Source organism: Streptomyces sporangiiformans, assembly GCF_005768555.2.
GTDB classification, from domain to species: domain Bacteria; phylum Actinomycetota; class Actinomycetes; order Streptomycetales; family Streptomycetaceae; genus Streptomyces; species Streptomyces sporangiiformans.
Map to the genome: position 1 here is coordinate 30,862 of NZ_VCHX02000162.1, position 21,306 is coordinate 52,167.

Annotated in this window: 17 protein-coding genes and 1 pseudogene; 15 read left to right on the forward strand and 3 right to left on the reverse strand. The window is 70.6% G+C overall.

Annotated elements, in window-relative coordinates; genetic code table 11:
• Positions 1 to 185 precede the first annotated feature (185 nt).
• A complete protein-coding gene (locus FGD71_RS26720) occupies positions 186 to 1,295 on the reverse strand; it encodes an ice-binding family protein (RefSeq protein ID WP_119103078.1) in 1,110 nt (369 codons plus the stop codon).
• 451 nt (positions 1,296 to 1,746) lie between these two features.
• Between FGD71_RS26720 and FGD71_RS26725 the strand changes: the two genes are divergently transcribed.
• The 10 genes and pseudogenes from FGD71_RS26725 (at position 1,747) to FGD71_RS26765 (ending at position 12,844) form a co-directional block, all read left to right on the forward strand.
• Positions 1,747 to 2,397 carry a class F sortase gene (locus tag FGD71_RS26725; protein WP_240436785.1) on the forward strand — a complete coding sequence of 217 codons (651 nt, stop codon included), beginning with the start codon at positions 1,747 to 1,749 and terminating at the stop codon, positions 2,395 to 2,397.
• A gap of 208 nt (positions 2,398 to 2,605) precedes the next feature.
• Positions 2,606 to 3,403 (forward strand): TIGR03084 family metal-binding protein, encoded by a 798-nt coding sequence (locus FGD71_RS26730; protein ID WP_119103079.1) that lies wholly within the window; start codon positions 2,606 to 2,608, stop codon positions 3,401 to 3,403.
• Between the two features lie 59 nt (positions 3,404 to 3,462).
• Positions 3,463 to 5,100: an acyclic terpene utilization AtuA family protein gene (locus tag FGD71_RS26735; protein WP_420878351.1), complete on the forward strand. Its 1,638-nt coding sequence runs from the start codon at positions 3,463 to 3,465 to the stop codon at positions 5,098 to 5,100.
• Entirely contained in the window at positions 5,097 to 6,695 is a 1,599-nt protein-coding gene (locus FGD71_RS26740; RefSeq protein WP_119103081.1) for an acyl-CoA carboxylase subunit beta, read from the forward strand. Before FGD71_RS26735 ends, FGD71_RS26740 begins: the two co-directional genes overlap by 4 nt.
• Positions 6,696 to 6,704: 9 nt before the next feature.
• Positions 6,705 to 8,573, forward strand: coding sequence for an acetyl/propionyl/methylcrotonyl-CoA carboxylase subunit alpha (locus tag FGD71_RS26745; RefSeq protein ID WP_119103082.1), 1,869 nt, complete (start codon positions 6,705 to 6,707; stop codon positions 8,571 to 8,573).
• Positions 8,574 to 8,653: 80 nt separating this feature from the next.
• Positions 8,654 to 9,814, forward strand: coding sequence for an acyl-CoA dehydrogenase family protein (locus tag FGD71_RS26750; RefSeq protein ID WP_119103083.1), 1,161 nt, complete (start codon positions 8,654 to 8,656; stop codon positions 9,812 to 9,814).
• Between the two features lie 69 nt (positions 9,815 to 9,883).
• Positions 9,884 to 10,437 (forward strand): AMP-binding protein (locus tag FGD71_RS49095; protein ID WP_244951222.1); only part of this gene is annotated, 554 nt, incomplete at its 3' end.
• Between the two features lies 1 nt (position 10,438).
• A pseudogene (locus tag FGD71_RS26755) lies at positions 10,439 to 11,487 on the forward strand (AMP-binding protein); the annotation flags it as partial.
• Positions 11,484 to 12,218 (forward strand): enoyl-CoA hydratase family protein, encoded by a 735-nt coding sequence (locus tag FGD71_RS26760; protein WP_119103084.1) that lies wholly within the window; start codon positions 11,484 to 11,486, stop codon positions 12,216 to 12,218. The pseudogene FGD71_RS26755 and the gene FGD71_RS26760, both read left to right, overlap by 4 nt.
• Positions 12,219 to 12,223: 5 nt before the next feature.
• Positions 12,224 to 12,844: a TetR/AcrR family transcriptional regulator gene (locus FGD71_RS26765; protein ID WP_119103099.1), complete on the forward strand. Its 621-nt coding sequence runs from the start codon at positions 12,224 to 12,226 to the stop codon at positions 12,842 to 12,844.
• A gap of 21 nt (positions 12,845 to 12,865) precedes the next feature.
• Here the strand turns inward: FGD71_RS26765 and pdxH are convergent, their stop codons facing one another.
• Positions 12,866 to 13,558: a pyridoxamine 5'-phosphate oxidase gene (gene pdxH / locus FGD71_RS26770; protein ID WP_119103100.1), complete on the reverse strand. Its 693-nt coding sequence runs from the start codon at positions 13,556 to 13,558 to the stop codon at positions 12,866 to 12,868.
• 297 nt (positions 13,559 to 13,855) lie between these two features.
• On the opposite strand from pdxH, the gene FGD71_RS26775 reads away from it, so the two are divergent.
• From FGD71_RS26775 to FGD71_RS26785, 3 genes are all read left to right on the forward strand, one after another.
• Positions 13,856 to 14,956: a citrate synthase 2 gene (locus FGD71_RS26775; RefSeq protein WP_119103085.1), complete on the forward strand. Its 1,101-nt coding sequence runs from the start codon at positions 13,856 to 13,858 to the stop codon at positions 14,954 to 14,956.
• Positions 14,957 to 15,297: 341 nt separating this feature from the next.
• On the forward strand, positions 15,298 to 16,161 hold the full coding sequence (locus FGD71_RS26780; protein WP_119103086.1) for an endonuclease/exonuclease/phosphatase family protein: 864 nt from the start codon (positions 15,298 to 15,300) through the stop codon (positions 16,159 to 16,161).
• 235 nt (positions 16,162 to 16,396) lie between these two features.
• A complete protein-coding gene (locus FGD71_RS26785) occupies positions 16,397 to 17,779 on the forward strand; it encodes a PAS domain-containing protein (protein ID WP_119103087.1) in 1,383 nt (460 codons plus the stop codon).
• A 58-nt stretch (positions 17,780 to 17,837) separates the two neighbouring features.
• Here FGD71_RS26785 and FGD71_RS26790 read toward each other — a convergent pair whose 3' ends face one another.
• The gene (locus FGD71_RS26790; RefSeq protein WP_119103088.1) at positions 17,838 to 18,593 is read right to left on the reverse strand and encodes an SIS domain-containing protein; all 756 of its coding nucleotides are present in this window, start codon (positions 18,591 to 18,593) and stop codon (positions 17,838 to 17,840) included.
• A 242-nt stretch (positions 18,594 to 18,835) separates the two neighbouring features.
• On the opposite strand from FGD71_RS26790, the gene FGD71_RS26795 reads away from it, so the two are divergent.
• On the forward strand, positions 18,836 to 19,528 hold the full coding sequence (locus FGD71_RS26795) for an iron-dependent transcriptional repressor DtxR (RefSeq protein WP_119103089.1): 693 nt from the start codon (positions 18,836 to 18,838) through the stop codon (positions 19,526 to 19,528).
• A gap of 913 nt (positions 19,529 to 20,441) precedes the next feature.
• On the forward strand, positions 20,442 to 21,302 hold the full coding sequence (locus FGD71_RS26800; protein ID WP_119103090.1) for an alpha/beta fold hydrolase: 861 nt from the start codon (positions 20,442 to 20,444) through the stop codon (positions 21,300 to 21,302).
• The last annotated feature ends 4 nt before the right edge of the window (positions 21,303 to 21,306 follow it).

The window sequence follows — 21,306 nt, forward strand, 5'->3', positions numbered from 1 at the left end:
GACTTCCCGGCGGCCGTTCATTCTCCGAGCCTTCGTGGTCGGCGTTGCTCATCGTTTCCTTTTCACCAGCCGGCGCCTCGCGCATCTTCCTGCCTTCGCTTCGGTGCGTGCTCGCACACCGCGATGTCCCCGCATGAATTCACCCACGCGGGGACATGACCACAGGTGTGCGGTGGGGTCGTGGGTCAGGACGCGGTCAGTGCGCGTCGACGGACGACGAAGACGCCGGCGCCGATCAACGACAGCCCGATGAGGAGGACGCCGACGGTGATCTCGGTGGCGTTCAGTCCCCGCGCGGCGCCACCGGAGCCGGTGCCCACGCCGCCGACCGGAGGGCGGTTACCGCCGGAGTCTCCACCAGCTGTCGTCCCGGCGGTGGTTCCGGACGTTGACCCGGCCGTCGTCCCAGATGTGGTTCCCGACGTTGAACCGGCGGTGGTTCCGGACGTTGACCCGGCCGTCGTCCCGGACGTTGTACCGGACGTCGTCCCAGATGTGGTTCCGGACGTTGAACCGGCGGTGGTCCCAGATGTGGTTCCGGACGTCGTCCCACCCGTCGCGCAGGTTCTCCGCGTGATGGTGTTGTCGTCCAGCGTGACCGACCCATTCCGCGCAAGCGCCCGGCCGTCAATGGTCGTCCCGGTGGTGACCGTGATCGAGGTCAGCGCCAGGATGTTGCCCACGAAGGTGGAGTTGGTCCCGAGCGTGGCGGAGCTACCGATCTTCCAGAAGACGTTGCACGGCGCGGCCCCGTTGACCAGGCGCACCCGGCTGGCGGAAGCCGTCGTCAGCGCCGACCCGACCTGGAAAATCCAGACGGCGTTGGGGTCGCCATGGGCGTCGAGTGTGAGAGTGCCGGTGAGCCCGATCGACGAGGAGGCGGTGTAGACGCCCGGATCCAGTGTCCGGCCGCCGAGGTCACCGGAGACGCTGGCGTCAGACGCCTGGGAGGCAGCGTTGTTGTAGGCGACCGTCAGGTCGCTCTTCGCCTGCTGCGCGACGGTGTCGCCCCGGTGGATGGCGCCGTTCACCGTGCCCGGAGGAAAGCCGGTCACCGCTTCCCCCGGATGCACCCCGACATTCCCGGTGATGGTGCTGGGACCGGTGTTCGTGACGGTCTGGCCGGCCAGGACGGCGAAGCTGCCCGCCGTGCCGAGTGGTACGGCAACGCCGATCGCGTGGGCGGGAGTCGGAAGCACCGACATCCCCGCAGCGACAGCCAGCATGAGGGCCCTGGAGACCCAGGCGGTGAATCTGCGCCGGTGCGGCGGCGCGGCAGAATTGTGCGAGTTCATCGAGGCGCCTAGCTCCTTGAAGAGGGTCCGATGGAATGTGATGCAATCGACCGATGCACTTCGCGCTCTCATCTCGCGGGATACACAAAGAGAATGAGAGAAGTGGAATTCGTAGACATACGGTATGAAAAATCTCGCTCCCTGCCTTCATTGAGGCTGGCGCATACGGATGAATCCAAGTCGGGCCATCGTGCTCCGGTGGCCGCGGCGGTGACATCCCGTCAGAGGAACCCGCCGACACCGACGCCGGAATTGGTCAGCCGATACGCACAATCACTCGTTCGGTCCGGTTGTGATGGACGGGAGGACCGAAAGTCCGATGGCGCGATGAATGAATCTCTGACAACGGGTCCCCGCACCGACAGTCCGAGTTCGCTGTGGGGCCCCCACTGTCCGCGGTCCCCTTCGGGCGCCACGGCGAGCACAGCCGGAGCCAGAAGAGGAGACGACAGTGCATGGATTCAGAAGACCAGGGGCCACAGTCATCGGCCCCGCGGTCCTGGTCCTGGCCACCGGTGTGTGGCTCGTCCAGGACGGCATCAGGACGGAACTCCCACCCCGGCCGTCAGCCGCACAAGCCCTCCCGGCAACGGCCGACGACGGCCGTCGACGGGCCACAAAGCCCTCGATCCCCGGTATGGGTGCTTCGCCCCCGATCCGGATCCGCATCCGCGCCATCCTGGTCGATGCCCCCGTCATCCCCCTCACGCTGGACGCGGAAGGCCACCTCGAGCCGCCCCCGCCGGACGACAACAACCTGGTCGGCTGGTACGAGGGGGGCGTTGCGCCGGGTCAGAACGGCACCGCTGTGATGGCTGGACACGTCGACAACAAACGAGGATTCTCCGTCTTCTACGGCCTGGGCAGCCTGCGCCCGGGAGCCGAAGTCGAGATCGAGCGGAAGGACCGCACCACCGCCGTCTTCTCCATCGACGCCGTCGAGGAGTACCCCAAAGACCGCTACCCGAGCGACCAGGTCTACGGGGAGACCGGTCGGCCGGAGCTTCGGCTGATCACCTGCGGGGGGCGGTTCTCCAAAAAGACCGGCTACCAGAGCAACGTGGTCGCGTACGCCCATCTGACGCGCGCCAAGTCGGCCTGATCAGTCCGACGCACCCTGCGGGACACGGTCCAAGCCGCGCCGCCGGCGAGGTACTTCGAGAACACCCAGCCCTTCTTGCCTCAACGTGGCGGCCTGCCGTGTCCAGCGCCTTGATCAAGGCCAGAAATCAATACAAGCACGCTTGCTTGTTTTTGTGGGCGCTGCCATGCTGCGGGGCACAACCGCCGTGCCCCGAAGGGAGCGCACCGTGTCCGATGCGACGTCCGTGCTCGACGACCTGCGCGAGGAGAGCGACGAACTCGACCGTGTGGTCGGCGAGTTGAGCGAGGAACAGTGGGCGCGCGCGACCCCCGCGCCCGGCTGGAGCATCGCCCACCAGATCGCACACCTCGCCTGGACGGACCAGGCCGCGCTGCTCGCCGTGACCGACCCGGAGGCCTTCGTGAAGGAGGCGGAGAAGGCGCTCGCGGTGCCGGACACCTTCGTCGACGAGGGAGCGGAGGCGGGCGCCGCCCTGCCGCCCGCGCGGCTGCTCGCCCAGTGGCGGGCAGGGCGTGAGGGGCTCCAGCGAGCGCTGCGCACGGCGCCCGCGCGGACGCGATTCCCCTGGTACGGGCTGCCCATGGCGGCCACCTCCTTGGCCACCGCGCGTCTCATGGAGACCTGGGCACACGGCCGGGACGTGATGGACGCGTTGCGGGTGACGAGGCCGCCCACGGACCGGCTGCGGCATGTGGCGTGGATCGGGGTGCGGGCGCGGGACTTCGCGTTCGGGGTGCGGGGACTGAGCGCGCCGGAGGAGGAGTTCCGGGTGGAGCTCGTCGCGCCCTCGGGGGGCGACGTATGGGCGTACGGGCCCGAGAACGCCGCCCAGCGCGTGACCGGGCCCGCGCTCGACTTCTGTCTCCTGGTCACCCGGCGGGCCCACCGCGCCGACCTCGCCGTACACGCCGAAGGACCGGACGCCGACCGGTGGCTGGACATCGCGCAGGCGTTCGCGGGACCGCCGGGCGCCGGGCGCGAACCGAAGGGAGCCGCGGGGTGATCCTCCGCATAGGCAACGCCTCCGGCTTCTACGGCGACCGCTTCGACGCCCTGCGCGAGATGCTCACCGGCGGCCCCCTGGACGTCCTCACCGGGGACTACCTCGCCGAGTTGACCATGCTCATCCTGGGCCGCGACCGGCTGAGGGACCCGAAGAAGGGCTACGCGAAGACCTTCCTGGGGCAGCTGGAGGAGTGCCTCGGGCTCGCGCACGAGCGAGGCGTACGCATCGTCGCCAACGCCGGTGGCCTCAATCCTGCCGGACTCGCCGACGCCGTACGGGAGTTGGCCGACCGCCTCGGCATCCCCGCGCGTGTCGCCCACGTCGAGGGCGACGACGTCACCCTGCGGTTCCCCGACAGCCTTGCCGCGCACGCCTATCTCGGCGGTGCGGGCATCGCCACCTGTCTGCGCGCGGGCGCGGACGTCGTCGTCACCGGCCGCGTCACCGACGCCGCGCTGGTCACCGGGCCCGCCGCCGCGCACTTCGGGTGGTCTGCGGACGCTTACGATCGCCTCGCCGGTGCCGTCGTCGCCGGGCACGTGCTGGAGTGCGGCACGCAGGCCACCGGCGGCAACTACGCCTTCTTCACCGACCACGAGCCCCAGACACTGCGCCGCCCCGGCTTCCCGCTCGCCGAGCTCCACGAGGACGGGTCGAGCGTCATCACCAAACACGACGGCACCGGCGGAGTCGTGGACCTCGGCACGGTCACCGCCCAACTCCTGTACGAGACGAGCGGCGCCCGGTACGCGGGACCCGACGTCACCGCCCGGCTCGACTCGATCAGGCTCACCCAGGAGGCTCCCGACCGCGTCCGCATCGACGGCGTCCGCGGTGAGGCCCCGCCGCCCACACTCAAGGTCGGCCTCAACCGGCTCGGCGGCTTCCGCAACGAGGTCGTGTTCGTCCTCACTGGCCTCGACATCGAGGACAAGGCCGCACTCGTGCGGCAGCAGATGGACGAGGCACTCGCCAAGTCCCGCCCTGCCGACGTGCGTTGGGAACTCGCCCGCACCGACCGGCCCGACGCGGACACCGAGGAGACCGCGAGCGCGCTGCTCCGGCTCGTGGTGCGGGACGCCGATCAGGACACCGTGGGGCGCGCGCTCAGCGGGGCCGCCGTCGAGCTGGCACTGGGCAGCTACCCGGGCTTCCACGTGACGGCTCCGCCCGGGAAGGGCAGCCCTTACGGGGTGTTCGAGGCCGCGTACGTCGACCAGGACACCGTCGAACACACGGCAGTCCTGCCCGACGGCACCCGCCTACGAATCGATCCGCCGCCCCGTTGCCTCGACCGCGACCGCGTCCACGCCCTCGCAGCCGCCGAACAGCCGTCGCTGCCCGAGCCGTTGCCCGACGGGCCGGTGCGGCGGGTGCCGCTCGGCCGCGTCGCCGGCGCCCGCAGCGGCGACAAGGGAGGGGACGCCAACGTCGGCGTCTGGGTGCGCACGGACGACGCCTGGCGGTGGCTCGCGCACACCCTCACCGTCGACCGTTTCCGCGAACTCCTCCCGGAGACCACCGACCTGACCGTCGTACGCCACCTGCTGCCGAACCTGCGCGCTCTGAACTTCGTCGTGGCGGGCATCCTCGGGGAAGGCGTCGCCTCCCAGGCCCGCTTCGACCCACAGGCCAAGGCCCTCGGCGAATGGCTGCGCGCCCGCCATCTGGACATCCCGGAGGTACTGCTATGACGGTCCTGGCGACCGCACTGGACACCAGGAGCCCCGACTACGCCGCACACCGCGCGGCCATGCTCGCCAAGCTCGACGAACTCGACGCGGAGCACGCGAAGGCCCTCGCGGGCGGCGGTGACAAGTACGTCCAACGACACCGCGAGCGCGGCAAGTCGCTCGCCCGGGAGCGCGTCGAACTGCTCCTCGACCCCGACACACCCTTCCTGGAGCTGTCGCCGCTCGCCGCCTGGGGGAGTGACTACACGGTGGGCGCGTCCCTCGTCACCGGAATCGGGGTCGTCGAGGGCGTCGAATGCCTGATCACCGCGAACGACCCGACCGTACGCGGCGGCGCGAGCAACCCCTGGAGCCTGAAGAAGGCACTGCGGGCGAACGACATCGCCCTCGCCAACCGCCTGCCCTGCATCAGCCTCGTCGAGTCGGGCGGGGCAGATCTGCCCTCCCAGAAAGAGATCTTCATCCCCGGTGGCGCCATCTTCCGCGACCTCACCCGGCTGTCCGCCGCCGGCATCCCGACGGTCGCGGTCGTGTTCGGCAACTCCACCGCCGGAGGCGCGTACATCCCCGGCATGTCCGACCACGTGATCATGGTCAAGGAGCGCGCCAAGGTGTTCCTCGGCGGGCCGCCCCTGGTGAAGATGGCCACGGGTGAGGAGAGCGACGACGAGTCGCTGGGCGGCGCCGAGATGCACGCGCGCGTGTCGGGTCTCGCGGACCACTTCGCGGTCGACGAGCAGGACGCGATCCGCCAGGCGCGCCGTGTGATCGCGCGCCTCAACCACCGCAAGGCGTACGCCGATCCGGGGCCGGCGGCCCCACCGAAGTACGACGAGGACGAGCTCCTGGGGATCGTGCCCGGCGATCTGAAGGTGCCCTTCGATCCGCGTGAGGTCATCGCCCGCATCGTCGACGCCTCGGACTTCGACGAGTTCAAGCCGCTCTACGGGACCAGCCTCACGACCGGGTGGGCCACCCTCCACGGCTACCCGGTCGGCGTGCTGGCCAACGCCCAAGGGGTGCTGTTCAGCGAGGAGTCCCAGAAGGCCGCCCAGTTCATCCAGTTGGCCAACCAGCGCGACATCCCGCTGCTGTTCCTGCACAACACCACCGGCTACATGGTCGGCAAGGAGTACGAACAGGGCGGCATCATCAAGCACGGCGCGATGATGATCAACGCGGTGTCCAACTCGACGGTCCCGCACCTGTCGGTGCTCATGGGCGCTTCGTACGGAGCCGGCCACTACGGCATGTGCGGGCGCGCGTACGACCCGCGTTTCCTGTTCGCCTGGCCCAGCGCCAAGTCGGCGGTCATGGGGCCTCAGCAGCTCGCCGGGGTCCTGTCGATCGTCGCCCGGCAGTCGGCGGCCGCCAAGGGGCAGCCGTACGACGAGGAGGGCGACGCGGCGCTGCGCGCCATGGTGGAGCAGCAGATCGAGTCGGAGTCCCTGCCGATGTTCCTGTCCGGGCGGCTGTACGACGACGGGGTCATCGACCCGCGCGACACCCGGACCGTCCTCGGCCTGTGCCTGTCCGCCCTCCACACGGCGCCCTACGAGGGCGCGCGCGGTGGCTTCGGCGTCTTCCGGATGTGAGGGAACGTGTTGATCACGAGTGTGCTCGTCGCCAACCGGGGTGAGATCGCCTGCCGGATCTTCCGCACCTGTCAGGAGCGGGGCATCCGAACCGTCGCCGTGTACTCGGACGCCGACGAGAACGCCCTGCACGCGCGCGTGGCCGACGCGGCGGTTCGCCTCCCGGGCGCGGCGCCCTCTCAGACGTATCTGCGCGGCGAACTGATCGTGAAGGCGGCGCTGAGCGCGGGCGCGGACGCCGTGCATCCCGGGTACGGATTCCTCTCCGAGAACGCCGACTTCGCGCGGGCCGTCACCGAAGCCGGCCTCGCGTGGATCGGCCCGCCGCCCGAGGCGATCGAGACGATGGCCTCCAAGACGCGGGCGAAGGAGCTGATGGGACTCGCCCCGTTGACCGAGGTCACGGAGGACGATCTGCCGGTGCTGGTGAAGGCCGCCGCGGGCGGGGGCGGGCGCGGCATGCGCGTGGTACGCCGACTGGCCGACCTGGACGCCGAGTTGGCGGCTGCCCGGGCCGAGGCCCTGAGCGCCTTCGGCGACGGCGAGGTCTTCGTCGAGCCCTACGTGGAGGGCGGCCGGCATGTCGAGGTGCAGATCCTGGCCGACACGCACGGAACGGTGTGGCCGCTCGGCACCCGCGACTGCTCCCTGCAGCGCCGCCACCAGAAGGTGATCGAAGAAGCCCCGGCACCCGGACTGCCCCGGCGACTCACCGAAGAACTGCACGAGCTGGCCGTACGCGCCGCCCGTGCCGTCGACTACGTGGGCGCGGGCACGGTCGAGTTCCTGGTCGCGGACGACCCCGTGGCCGGGGCGAAGGCCCACTTCCTGGAGATGAACACCCGCCTCCAGGTCGAACACCCCGTCACGGAGGCGGTGTTCGGCATCGACCTCGTCGGCCTCCAGATCCGTGTCGCCGAGGGGGCCGCCCTCGAAAACGACCCCCCACGCGCGCGGGGCCACGCCATCGAGGCCCGCCTGTACGCGGAGGACCCGGCGAACGGCTGGACCCCGCAGACCGGCACCCTGCACCGCCTCACCGTCCCCGACGGCGTCCGCCTCGACACGGGATACACCGGCGGGGACACGATCGGCGTCCACTACGACCCGATGCTGGCCAAGGCCGTCGCGCACGCCCCCACACGCGCGGAGGCGATCCGCAAGCTGGCCGGCGCCCTTGAGCGGGCGGCGGTGCACGGACCGGTCACCAACAGGGACCTCCTCGTACGCTCGCTCAGGCACCCGGAGTTCGCGACGGGCCGCATGGACACCGGGTTCTACGACCGGCACCTGAGCGACCTCACGACACCCGCTCCGGACCCGTACGCCCCCCTGGCGGCCGCGCTCGCGGACGCCCACGGACGTTCCCGGTTCGGAGGCTGGCGGAACCTGCCCTCGCAGCCACAGCTCAAGCGCTACCGCGACGAGACGGACGGCACCGAGCACGAGGTCCGCTACCACCACACCCGTGACGGCCTGACCGCCGAAGGGGTGCGCGTCGTGCGGGCCGCCCCCGACCTGGTCGTCCTCGAAATCGACGGGGTGCGGCGGAAGTTCGAGGTCAGCCGCTACGGCGACCGGGTCCACGTCGGCACCACCACCCTCACGGCCCTGCCCCGTTTCCCCGACCCGACGGCCGACCAGGCCCCCGGCTCGCTCCTCGCGCCCATGCCCGGCACGGTGGTACGCGTCGCCGAGGGACTCACCGAGGGCGCCCACGTGGAGGCCGGACAGCCCCTCCTGTGGCTGGAGGCGATGAAGATGGAGCACAAGATCTCCGCGCCGGTGACGGGCACGCTGACGGCCCTGCACGCCGTGCCCGGCCAGCAGGTCGAAGTGGGCGCGCTACTGGCCATGGTGCAGGAGGCGCCCCTTTAGAGGCGCGGGGAACTGCGCGACCAGCCACATCGAATCCCGCACCCTCCAGACCACAGTTCACCCTCCCCCTTAGGAAGCCCATGTCCACAGTCATAGAAACCGAGGAACACAAAGCTCTCCGAGCAGCCGTCGCAGCCCTCGGCAAGCGCTACGGCCGCGAGTACCTCACCACTGTCATCAAAGAAGGCCGCCACCCCGACGAACTCTGGGCGGAGGCAGCCAAGCTCGGCTACCTCGGCGTCAACCTGCCGGAGGCATACGGCGGCGGAGGCGGCGGCATAGCGGAACTCTCCATCGTCCTGGAAGAACTCGGCGCCGCGGGCTGCCCCCTTCTCATGCTGGTGGTCTCACCAGCGATCTGCGGCACCGTCATCGCCCGCTTCGGCACCGAGGCCCAGAAGCGCGAGTGGCTCCCCAAAATCGCCGAAGGCACCCGCACCATGGCCTTCGGCATCACCGAACCGGACGCGGGCTCCAACAGCCACCGCATCACCACCACGGCCCGCAGGGACGGTACGGACTGGGTGCTCACCGGCCGCAAGGTGTTCATCTCCGGAGTCGACATCGCCGACGCCACCCTCATCGTGGGCCGCACCCAGGACGCGAAGACCGGTCGGCTCAAGCCCTGTCTGTTCATCGTCCCGCGTGACGCCGACGGCTTCGAGTGGCGGCCGATCGACATGGAACTGCGGGGCGCGGAGAAGCAGTTCGAGCTGACCCTGGACGACGTACGGCTGTCCGCCGACGCCCTCGTCGGCGACGATGACGCCGGCCTGTTCCAGCTCTTCGCGGGCCTCAACCCGGAGCGCGTGATGACGGCCGCGTTCGCGATCGGCATAGGGCGCTACGCGCTCTCCAGGGCGGTCGACTACGCCCGCGAGCGCACCGTGTGGAAGGAACCCATCGGCGCCCACCAGGCCGTCGCCCACCCCCTCGCGCAGGCGCACATCGAGCTCGAACTCGCCCGCCTGATGATGCAGAGGGCCGCCTTCCTGTACGACGCGGGGGACGACGCCGCCGCCGGGGAGGCCGCCAACATGGCCAAGTACGCGGCCGGTGAGGCCTGTGTGAAAGCCGTCGACCAGGCCGTGCACACGCTCGGTGGCAACGGCCTGACCAGCGAGTTCGGCCTGGCTTCGCTCATCACGGTGTCCCGGGTGGCCCGCATCGCCCCCGTCAGCCGGGAAATGATCCTGAACTTTGTGTCGCACCAGACCCTGGGCCTGCCGAAGTCCTACTAGGCACCATCAAGGCACCGCACTCCACTCTGTCCGGCTTCCGAGGCCGACTCCTGGAAAGGGCCCACCATGGTGTTCCGCAGCGAGTACGCAGACGTCCCGGCCGTCGAAGAACCCATCCACGAGGCGGTCCTGGGCCGCGCCGCCGAGAGGGGCGACACACCAGCCCTCATCGACGGCGAAGAGGGCACGACGCTCACCTACGCCCAACTGGACACGTTCCACCGGCGGATCGCCGCCGCGCTCGCCGAGGCAGGCGTCCGCAAGGGGGACGTGCTGGCCCTGCACAGCCCCAACACCATCGCCTTCCCGGTCGCGTTCTTCGCCGCCACGCGCGCGGGGGCATCGGTCACCACCGTCCATCCGCTCGCCACGGCCGAGGAGTTCGCCAAACAGCTGAGGGACTGTGCCGCCCGCTGGATCGTCACCGTGTCGCCCCTCCTGGAGACGGCACGCGCGGCGGCCGAACTCGTGGGCGGCGTACGGGAGATCTTCGTCTGCGACCAGGCGGAAGGGCACCGCTCGCTGCTCGACATGCTGGCCTCCACGGCCCCCGAGCCCGACATCGGCATCGATCCCGTGGAAGACGTCGCGGCACTGCCGTACTCCTCCGGAACGACCGGCGTNTCGCGGCACTGCCGTACTCCTCCGGAACGACCGGCGTCCCCAAGGGCGTGATGCTCACCCACCGGTCCATCGCCACCAACCTCGCGCAACTCGCGCCCACCATGCCGATGGGCCCCGGCGACCGCATCCTCGCCGTGCTGCCCTTCTTCCACATCTACGGGCTGACGGCCCTCATGAACGCGCCCCTCAGGCAAGGAGCCACCGTCGTCGTCCTGCCCCGGTTCGACCTCCACGGCTTCCTGGCGGCCATCGAGAAACAGCGCATCACCGGGCTGTACGTGGCCCCGCCGATCGTGCTCGCCCTCGCCAAACACCCGGCCGTCGAGGGCTACGACCTGTCGTCCCTGAAGTACATCATCAGCGCGGCGGCACCCCTGGACGCCGAGCTGGCATCCGCCTGTTCCCGCAGGCTGGGGCTGCCTCCCGTCTGCCAGGCCTACGGCATGACGGAACTCTCGCCGGGCACTCACGTCGTCCCCCTGGCCTGCGAGAACCCGCCCCCTGGAAGCGTCGGGAAACTCATCGCCGGCACGGAGATGCGCATCCTGTCCCTGGACGAACCCGGAAAGGACCTCGACGTCGGCGAGAGGGGCGAGATCGCCATCCGCGGCCCGCAGGTCATGAAGGGCTACCTGGGACGCCCCGACGCCACCACCGCGATGATCGACGAGGACGGCTGGCTGCACACCGGAGACGTGGGCCATGTCGACGCCGACGGCTGGCTGTACGTCGTCGACCGCGTCAAGGAACTCATCAAGTACAAGGGCTTCCAGGTGGCCCCCGCCGAACTCGAAGCCCTCCTGCTCGCCCACCCCGGCATCGCCGACGCCGCCGTCATAGGCGTCTACGACTCCGACCACAACGAAGTCCCGCACGCCTACGTGGTGCGCCAGCCGACCGCGACCGACCTCACCGAAGACGACGTCATCGCCTACGTCGCCGAGCGCGTCGCCCCGTACAAGAAGATCCGGCACGTCGACTTCATCGAAGGGGTGCCCAGGGCGACCTCCGGGAAGATCCTGCGGCGCGAACTGAGGGAGCGGGCATGACCCAAGTGCGGCGGTCGCACGAGCGCGGCATCACCACCCTCGCGCTCGACGCGCCCGAGCGGCGCAACGCCCTCTCCGCCGAACTCGTCGGGGAACTCGCGGACGCGCTCACCGAGTGCGGCAAGGACCGCGACGTACGTGCCGTCGTCCTGACCCACACCGGCACCACCTTCTGCGCGGGCGCCGACCTGCGCCGTCCGCCGCACCCGGACACATTCGTCGCCCTCCTGCGGCAGATCGTCGAACTGGACAAACCCGTCGTCGCCCGCGTCACCGGCCATGTGCGCGCGGGCGGCCTCGGACTGCTGGGCGCCTGCGACATCGCGGCCGCCTCGCACGACGCGACCTTCGCCTTCACGGAAGTGCGCATCGGCGTCGCGCCCGCCGTGATCTCGCTGCCCCTGCTGCCGCGCATGGACCAGCGCGCCGTCGCCCGCTACTACCTCACCGGAGAGCGCCTCGACGCCGTCGAGGCCGCCCGGATCGGTCTCGTCACGGCGACGGGCGAGGACGCCGACGCCGTCCTCGCGCCCGTTCTCGACGGGCTGCGCCGGGCCTCCCCCCAAGGGCTGGCCGAGACGAAACGGTTGATCGCCACTAAGGTGCTGGACACCTTCGACCGGGACGCGGCCGCCCTGACCGCGCTTTCGGCCGCGCTGTTCTCCTCCGCACAGGCCCGCGAAGGGATGACGGCCTTCCTCGAACGACGGGATCCCCTATGGGTGTTGTGACCACCATGAGTACCGAAGACAGGACCGAACGCGCTCCCAGGGTCCTCAAGGCCCCCAAGCAGGACCGCAGCAGGGCCACCCGGAAGCGCCTCCTCGAAGCCGCCGTCGCCTGCCTCGCCGAGCACGGCTGGGCGGGCTCCACGGTGTCCGTCGTCGCCGAACACGCGGGCGTCTCACGCGGCGCCGCCCAGCACCACTTCCCGACCCGCGAAGACCTCTTCACGGCCGCGGTCGAGTACGTCGCCGAACAACGCTCCACCGCCCTGCGCGACCTCTTCCCCGACGGCCCCGCGGACCGCCGCGCCGTGGTCCGCGCCCTCGTCGACCTGTACACGGGCCCGCTGTTCCGCGCCGCCCTCCACCTCTGGGTCGCCGCCTCCAACGAGGACCAACTCAGGCCCCAGGTCACCGAGTTGGAGGCCCGCGTGGGACGCGAGACCCACCACATGGCCGTGGAACTGCTCGGCGCCGACGAGTCCCGCCCGGGGGTTCGCGAAACCGTTCAGGGGCTGCTGGACATGGCCCGCGGACTGGGCCTGGCGAACCTGCTCACCGACGACGGGACGCGGCGGGAGCGCGTGGTCGCGCAGTGGGGGGAGATCCTGGAGGGCGTACTCACGGACTGAGCCGCTCCGGACTGAGCCGCCTCACGGACTGAGCCGCTCCACCCGCCACCCTCCGGCCTCCTCCGCGACGTACCGCAGGCGGTCGTGCAGGCGGTTCTCCCTGCCCTGCCAGAACTCGACCGTCTGGGGGGTGACGCGGAAACCGCCCCAGTTCGGCGGGACGGGAACCTGCTCGCCCTCGGGGTGGCGGGCGGCCAACTCGTCGTACGCTGCGTCGAGTTCCGCTCGCGAGTGGATCACCGAGGACTGGGCGCTGGCCCAGGCGCCGAGCTGGGAGCCGTGCGGCCGGGTCCGGAAGTAGGCGGCCGTCTCGTCCCGCCCGGTACGCCGCGCGGTGCCGTTGACCACGATCTGGCGGGCCATCCCATGCCACGGGAAGAGCAGCGAGACGTACGGGTTCGCCGCGAGGTCACACGCCTTGCGGGACTCGTAGTTGGTGAAGAAGACGAAACCGTGCTCGTCGTACTGCTTCAGCAGCACCGTGCGGGAGCTCGGCCTGCCCTGGGCGTCCGCCGTGGAGACGACCATGGCGTTCGGCTCGTACACCGCGCCCTGCTCCGCGGCCTGCGCGGCCTGTATGAACCAGCGCGCGAACTGTTCCATGGGGTGGTCGGCCAGTTCGGTCTCGTCGAGTCCCTCGGCCCGGTAGTGCTTGCGCATGGTGGCGGGGTCGAGGATGGGGTCATGGTCGGTCACTCGGTCATCTTGCCGCATGCCGGCGGCGAGCCGGCGGGGCGTGGGCTTCATCACTGCATGGCACTGAGTGCCGCAACCTCTCCCCAAGGGTGGCACCAAGGGACTATCGTCCTGCTGCCGAAACGATGTGGGTGACAGCCTGCCGCACGGGGCATCACCGGGGTGACGTACGGACCGCGAGTCCAGCAGCGACCGCGGAACCGCACGAAGCCGAACGCGCATGACTGCCACATGAGAAATCCCAGCTCATACCCCCCATCCCCTACTCGCCACACCCCCAACCCATCCGTCGCACGCATCACGAGGAGCCGCCTGATGTCCGACTTCGTACCCGGACTCGAGGGAGTCGTAGCTTTCGAGACGGAGATCGCCGAACCGGACAAGGAGGGCGGCGCCCTGCGGTACCGGGGCGTCGACATCGAGGACCTGGTCGGCCACGTCTCGTTCGGAAACGTCTGGGGGCTGCTCGTCGACGGCGCCTTCAACCCCGGCCTGCCGCCCGCCGAACCGTTCCCCATCCCCGTCCACTCCGGTGACATCCGCGTGGACGTCCAGTCGGCCCTCGCGATGCTCGCCCCCGTCTGGGGCCTCAAACCGCTCCTCGACATCGACGAGCAGCAGGCCCGCGAGGACCTCGCCCGCGCCGCCGTCATGGCCCTCTCGTACGTCGCCCAGTCCGCACGCGGACAAGGCCTGCCGATGGTGCCCCAGCGCGAGATCGACAAGGCACAGTCCGTCGTCGAACGCTTCATGATCCGCTGGCGCGGAGAGCCGGACCCCAAGCACGTGGCCGCCGTGGACGCCTACTGGACGTCGGCGGCCGAGCACGGCATGAACGCCTCGACCTTCACGGCCCGCGTGATCGCCTCGACCGGCGCGGACGTCGCGGCCGCGCTCTCGGGAGCCGTGGGAGCGATGTCCGGCCCCCTCCACGGAGGCGCCCCCTCCCGCGTCCTCGGCATGATCGAGGAGATCGAACGGACGGGTGACGCGGACGCCTACGTACGCCAGGCCCTCGACAGGGGCGAACGCCTCATGGGCTTCGGCCACCGCGTCTACCGAGCCGAAGACCCCCGCGCCCGAGTCCTGCGCCGCACCGCCCGCGAGCTCGGCGCCCCCCGCTTCGAAATCGCCGAGGCCCTGGAAAAGGCCGCCCTCGCGGAACTCCACGCCCGGCGTCCCGACCGCGTCCTGGCCACCAACGTCGAGTTCTGGGCCGCCATCATCCTCGACTTCGCCGAGGTCCCGGCCCACATGTTCACGTCCATGTTCACCTGCGCCCGCACGGCCGGCTGGTCGGCCCACATCCTGGAACAGAAGCGCACGGGCCGCCTCGTCCGCCCGTCGGCCCGCTACGTGGGCCCGGGCACCCGCGACCCGCACGAGATCGAGGGCTACGAGGACATCGCACGCTGACCCCTCGGGCCCCGCAACGCAGACGACCCGCGAGCTCTGGTCCCCTCCTAGGGAGGGAGCCGGCCGGACGTACCGGCGAGCTCGCGGGTCGGGTGACTGCTTGAGATTGGGCCGGCTGCGCGCTCATCTCACGCGCTGGTCCGGCACCGCACTGGGTGTGGTGGCGAGCCGCTAGCCCGCAGCCACCTCACGCGTCCGGTATTCATACATCTGCCGAACCACCTCCCTTCTCGTGTACTGCACACCCTAGGAAGCGCCCCGAGGTCGTTCAAGCGCTTTTTCTGGGTAGGCGCGGAATCCCGCGGCGGGCGGAGGCGGCGTAGCGGAGGGTGTGGCGGTGTATGCGTGTAGTGACGTGGAACGTGTGGTGGCGGTTCGGGCCGTGGGAGCGGCGGCAGAAGGCGGTGCTGGCCGTTCTGCGTGAGCTGCAGCCGGATGTCGTGGGCCTGCAGGAGGTGTGGGCCTGTGGCGGGGAGAACCTGGCGCGGTGGCTGGCGGACGAGTTGGGGCTGCACTGGACGTGGGCCGCTTCGGAGGCGCCCGAGCGGTGGCAGCGGCGGCTGGGGGACGCGACGGTCGATTTCGGTTGTGCCGTGCTCAGCCGGTGGCCCGTCGTGGACCGGGCGGTGGTGCGGCTGCCGGCGCCGGAAGGTGACGACGACGGGCGGCTGGGGCTGTACGCGCGGCTGGACGCCCCCGGCCATCCGGTGCCCTTCTTCACCACCCATCTGACCTCCACCACCGATGGGTCGGCCGTGCGGTGTGCACAGGTCAGGGTGCTCGCCGGGTTCGTCGCGGCCCACCGTGGCGGGACCGCGTTCCCGCCCGTCCTCACCGGCGATTTCAACGCATGGCCCGACTCGGACGAGATCCGCCTGATCGGCGGCTACAAGACGGCACCCGTCGTCCCCGGGCAGGTGCTGTTCGACACCTGGGAGTACGCGGACCCGGGGGCTCCGTCGGCCACCTGGGACGCGGCCAATCCCTACGTGGCGCCCGCTTTCCCACCGAGCGTCCGGATCGACTACATCCACGTGGGGCCGCCGGGGCCGGGAGGCCTGGGTCACGTCCGCTCGGTGCGCCGCGCGGGCGACGGCCCTGTCGACGGCGTATGGCCCTCCGACCACGCGGCGGTGGTCGCGGACCTGGCGGACGCCCCATCCGTGGCCGCTCCTTCCATGGCCGCCCCTGCCGCGCCGCGCTGAGCTTCGTCGGGGCGGCACGGTGGTGCAGGCAGGGTGGCTGTCTGGCACGGTGGCGGGTGGGGCGTGAGGGGCGGACGTTTCCCGCGTACAACGATTTCCCGCAATCTTGGGGGAACCCGGTGTGGGCTGCGTCACGTTCGAGTTGAATGATTCGTAGTGAGTGATGCGTAGTGAGTGAACGGAAGCGCGGTCGTACCGCGCAGGACACGCCGACACGGCCTGCAGGGGGTGCCAGGTGAGTGCTTCACGGCGTAGCGGGACCACGGACGAGCTGGGGCCCCAGGAGCCCGAGCGGGACGGGGCCGATCTGCTTGCCGCTCTGCTCGATGGGATGGACGCGGCGTTGTGTGCCTTCGACGCCGACGGGGTCGTCACCCATTGGAATCGGGAAGCCGAGCGGATTCTGGGGTGGACCGCGGACGAGGCGGTCGGGCGGCAGGGGTTCGCCGGGTGGGCCGTGCGGACGGCGGACGCCGAGGAGGTCCAGGAGCGGCTGCTGTCGGCGATGCAGGCTCCGGGGCGGCAGGTGTACGAGTTCGCGCTGCTCACCAAGGAGGGCGGGCGGGTGCTCGTCCGTACGCAGTCCGCTGCCGTGCGCGGGCCGGACGGGAAGCCCGCCGGCGTGTACTGCGCCTTCAGCGAGGTGCATGCGCAGATAGACCTGGAGCGGTCGATAGCCCTGAGTGAGGCGTTGTTCGAGGACGCGTCGTGGGGGGTCGTGCTCGTCGACGCCGATCTGAGGCCCGCCGTCGTCAACGCGCACGCGGCTCGCGCGCTCGGGATAGGGCGTACGGCTGTGCTGGGGCGGCCCCTGGGGGAGCTGCTCGCGCAGGGGGTCGAGGAGTTGGAGAGCGCGCTCACGCATGTGCTCGCGGAGGGGTCGCCGCCCGCGCCCGCCGAGATGTGGGTGACGGTGCGGACGCCGGAGGGCGAGAAGCGGCGCTGCTGGCGGAGCGGGTTTCTGCGGCTGGCCTCGCCGCTCGCGGAGGAACCGGTGCCGCTCGGTGTCGGGTGGCTCTTCCAGGACGTGACCGAGAGCAAGCAGACCGAGCAGGAGGCCTCGCTGCTGCGGTTCCGGACCAACCAGCTGCACCGGGCCGCGCGTGCGGCGGCCGAGTGCGAGGATCCGGCGGAGGCGGCGGTCGTTCATCTGGACTTCGCGCTGGCCGGCTTCGCCGATCACGCGCTGATCGACCGGGTCGCCGGTGGCTCCGTACGCGACGGAGAGGGCCCGGTACGACTCGTACGGGCCGCCGCCACACCCTCCGGAGCGCCGGGCCCTAGCCTGCCGGCCGGACGTGCCGGACTGCCCGTGCGGTACGCCGAGGGGCATCCCGCGCTGCAGTGCGTCGACCGGATCGGGTCCGTACGGGCCAGCGCGGGCGCGTCCTCTCCGGAGCGGACCCGGGAATGGGCCGCGGCCCGGCAGTGGCCCGCGGACTCGGTGCACGCGCTGTGCGCGGTCCTGCGCAGCCGCGGCCGGACCCTGGGCGTCGTGACGTTCCTGCGGGGCGCCAGCCGTACGCAGTTCGAGCGGGCCGACGCGATGTACGCGGAGGACGTCGCGGTTCGGATCGCCGCGGCGCTGGACCTGGCCGGGGCGTTGGATCGGGGCTGAGCGGGGCTGGGCGGGCCGGAGGGGCAGACCGGCTCCGGCGAGGGGTTGGCGGTTCGGGTCAGCGGCGGTAGAAGATCCGGTCCGCGTGCTCCTCGAAGACGCGGCCGTTCCATTCGTGTCCGCCGTCCACGTTGCCCGAGCGCAGGAGCGGCGGCTGGATGCCGCGGTCCGCGAGGGCTCCCGCCGCCGTGGCCATGACCGCCTGGAGGAGGGCCGACGTGACGACGCCGGAGGCGGGGGCGAAGGGGGCGGCGACGGTGTCGTGGGTGAGTTCCGCGTCGCCGACCGCGATCTTCGAGTCGAGGACGATGTCGCAGTGGTCCTTCAGGTACGTGCCCGAGCTGTGCCGGGATTTCGTCTCCGTGGCGTACGCGACCGACGTGACCCCGATGACCTTGAGGCCGAGGGCGCGGGCGTTCATGGCCATTTCGACGGGGAGGGCGTTGCGTCCGGAGAGGGAGATGATCACGAGGGTGTCTCCCGCGCGCGCGGGGCTGGAGTCGAGGACGGCGCTCGCGAGGCCGTCGACGCGCTCCAGGGCGGAGCCGAGGGTGGCGGGCATGACGTCCACGCCGACGGCGCCCGGCACGGCGAGCAGGTTCATGAGCGCGAGGCCGCCCGCTCGGTAGACGATCTCCTGCGCGGCCAGCGAGGAGTGTCCGGCGCCGAAGGCGAACAGCCGGCCCTCGGCGGCGACCGTGTCGGCGATCAGCGTGCCGGCGGCCGAGATCGCCTCGGCCTCCTCGTCCCGTACGCGCTCCAGGAGGCGGATCGCGGCATCGAAGTACTGTCCGGCCAGCTTGCTCTCGCTCATCGGCGAGGCCTCCTTCGTACTCCCGGTTGCTTCCGCTTGCTCCTGCGGTGTAGCGGATCACGTTGCGGTCTGGACCACTGCGCTGTCAACACGGGCGCCGGTACCACCGCGGAGGCACTCGTAACCACGTGGTTGCAACCGTGCGGCACGGTTGTCAGTGGGATGCGTCAGAATTGGTGCGAGGGCCAGCGCACACGCCGGTGAGCCACTCCGCCTCCGGCAGAGCTAATCAAGGGGCACGTATGTCCGGACTGATCGACACCACGGAGATGTATCTCCGCACCATCCTCGAGCTGGAGGAGGAAGGTGTGGTCCCGATGCGCGCCCGGATCGCCGAGCGGCTCGACCAGAGTGGGCCGACGGTGAGCCAGACCGTCGCGCGCATGGAGCGTGACGGCCTCGTGGCGGTCGCCAGTGACCGGCACCTGGAGCTCACGGAGGAGGGCCGCCGGCTGGCCACACGCGTGATGCGCAAGCACCGCCTCGCGGAGTGTCTCCTCGTCGACGTGATCGGTCTGGAGTGGGAGCAGGTGCACGCCGAGGCGTGCCGCTGGGAGCACGTGATGAGTGAGGCGGTCGAGCGCCGCGTCCTGGAGCTGCTGCGCCACCCGACGGAGTCGCCGTACGGGAATCCGATCCCGGGCCTGGAAGAGCTGGGCGAGAAGGACGGGGCCGACCCGTTCCTGGACGCGGGCATGGTCTCGCTGGCCGACCTGGACCCGGGCGACGACGGCAAGACGGTCGTGGTACGCCGCATCGGCGAACCCATCCAGAAGGACGCGCAGCTGATGTACACGCTGCGTCGGGCCGGCGTGCAGCCCGGCTCGGTGGTCAGCGTGACGGAATCGGCGGGCGGCGTCCTCGTGGGCAGCGGCGGCGAGGCGGCCGAGCTGGATTCGGGCATCGCCTCCCACGTGTTCGTGGCAAAGAAGTAGTCAGCCCTTCGACCGGCCACCGCCCCCGCCGACCGCGGGGGGTGTTCGGCGATCTCGGGCCGGCCCGCTCGCCACGGAGGCGGCCCGCGGTCTCGCGCCTGCCTGCCGTGGTCTGGGCCTGTTGCCCGGCGGTTGGCCGTCGTGGGCGGCCGTGTTGCGCCTGCTCGTCGCGACGTCTGCTCGCCGCGATGACAGATGGCGGTGTTGTGTCATCGTCCCGGCCGCCCGTCGCGATGGCGGACGGCATGGTCAGTGGCGGGCTCGCCTGTGATCTCGTGTTCAACTCCCTTAACCCGGCTACCAGTTGCCCCGCCCCACAGTTCCCATAGAAACAAGATTCAGTGCGCGGAATCGCAGCGGTCGAGCCGTTTGCGTGCGACGCTGTCGCGAGAGGCATATGACCTGAGGGTTCTTGATCGCGGAGGCGGTGGCGCTGACGCTTGGTCAGGGAGGGGCGGCAGGATGTGCCATGGGCGTGACCACAGGCATGACCACGTGCACGACCGCAGACATGGGGTGGGCCCCGGCGCTTTGTGGCGCCGGGGCCTGTCCTCCCCTGTGCTGACCCGGAGCCCCGAGCTCTCAGGGTCATTCCCCTCGGACCGTTTTCCCCGAGCGGTCCGCCTCCCGCTGAAGATCTCCCCTCACGGGCGGCGATCAATCCCTGCGCGAGGTCACTCGAACGAGGGGTGTTGCCGCCAAAAGCCGCATCTTCGAATGTGTATTCGATAACGTATGAGTGACGGAACCGTCACTCAATACGCAGGAATAACCAGAAGGCACAACCGGCGAGCACAGTCGGCGCACAACCAGCGCACAACCAGCAGGAGCAGCGGTACGACGAGCGACAGCAGCAGACCGGCCGACTCACGCGGGACGAGCGGACCGAGTGGATCAAGGGGGGTGCCAACTTATGGTGCGGCGCATCGAGGTGACCGGAGCGGGCGGCGTACGCCTCGCCGCCTGGGAGTTCGCCGATCCTCCCAAGACCGGGGAGACGGGGCGGGCGCCCGGAGTGCTGTTACTGCACGGCCTCATGGGCCGCGCCTCGCACTGGGCGTCCACCGCCCGCTGGCTGTCCGAGCGCCATCGCGCCGTCGCGCTCGACCAGCGCGGCCACGGCCAGAGCGACAAGCCCCCGGAGGGGGAGTACACCCGTGAGGCCTACGTCGACGACGCCGAGGCGGCCCTCGAACAGCTCGGCCTCGCCCAGGCCGTACTGATCGGCCACGCCATGGGCGCGCTGACCGCCTGGCAGCTCGCCGCCAAGCGCCCCGACCTCGTACGCGGGCTGATCATCTGTGACATGCGGGCCTCCGCGCTCGGCGCGGCCTCGCAGCGCGAGTGGGAGGACTGGTTCAAGGCCTGGCCCGTGCCCTTCGCCACACTCGCGGACGTACGCAAGTGGTTCGGTGAGGACGACCCCTGGGTGGAGCGCCCGAACCCGGCACGCGGCGAGTTCTACGCCGAGGTCATGGCCGAGTCCGAGGACGGCTGGCGCCCCGTCTTCGAGCCCGAGCAGATGCTCAAGTCCCGCCAGACGTGGGTGTACGACGCGCACTGGGAGGAGCTGGCGCAGGTCAGCTGTCCCACCCTCGTCGTACGCGGCCTGGACGGCGAGCTGGGCCGGGCCGAGTCCCAGGAGATGGTCCGCGTTCTGCCCCACGGCCAGTACGCGGAGGTCGCCGACGCCAGCCACCTCGTGCACTACGACCAGCCGGATGCCTGGCGCACGGCGATCGAGCCGTTCCTGGACACCCTGCTCGCCTCATGACGCG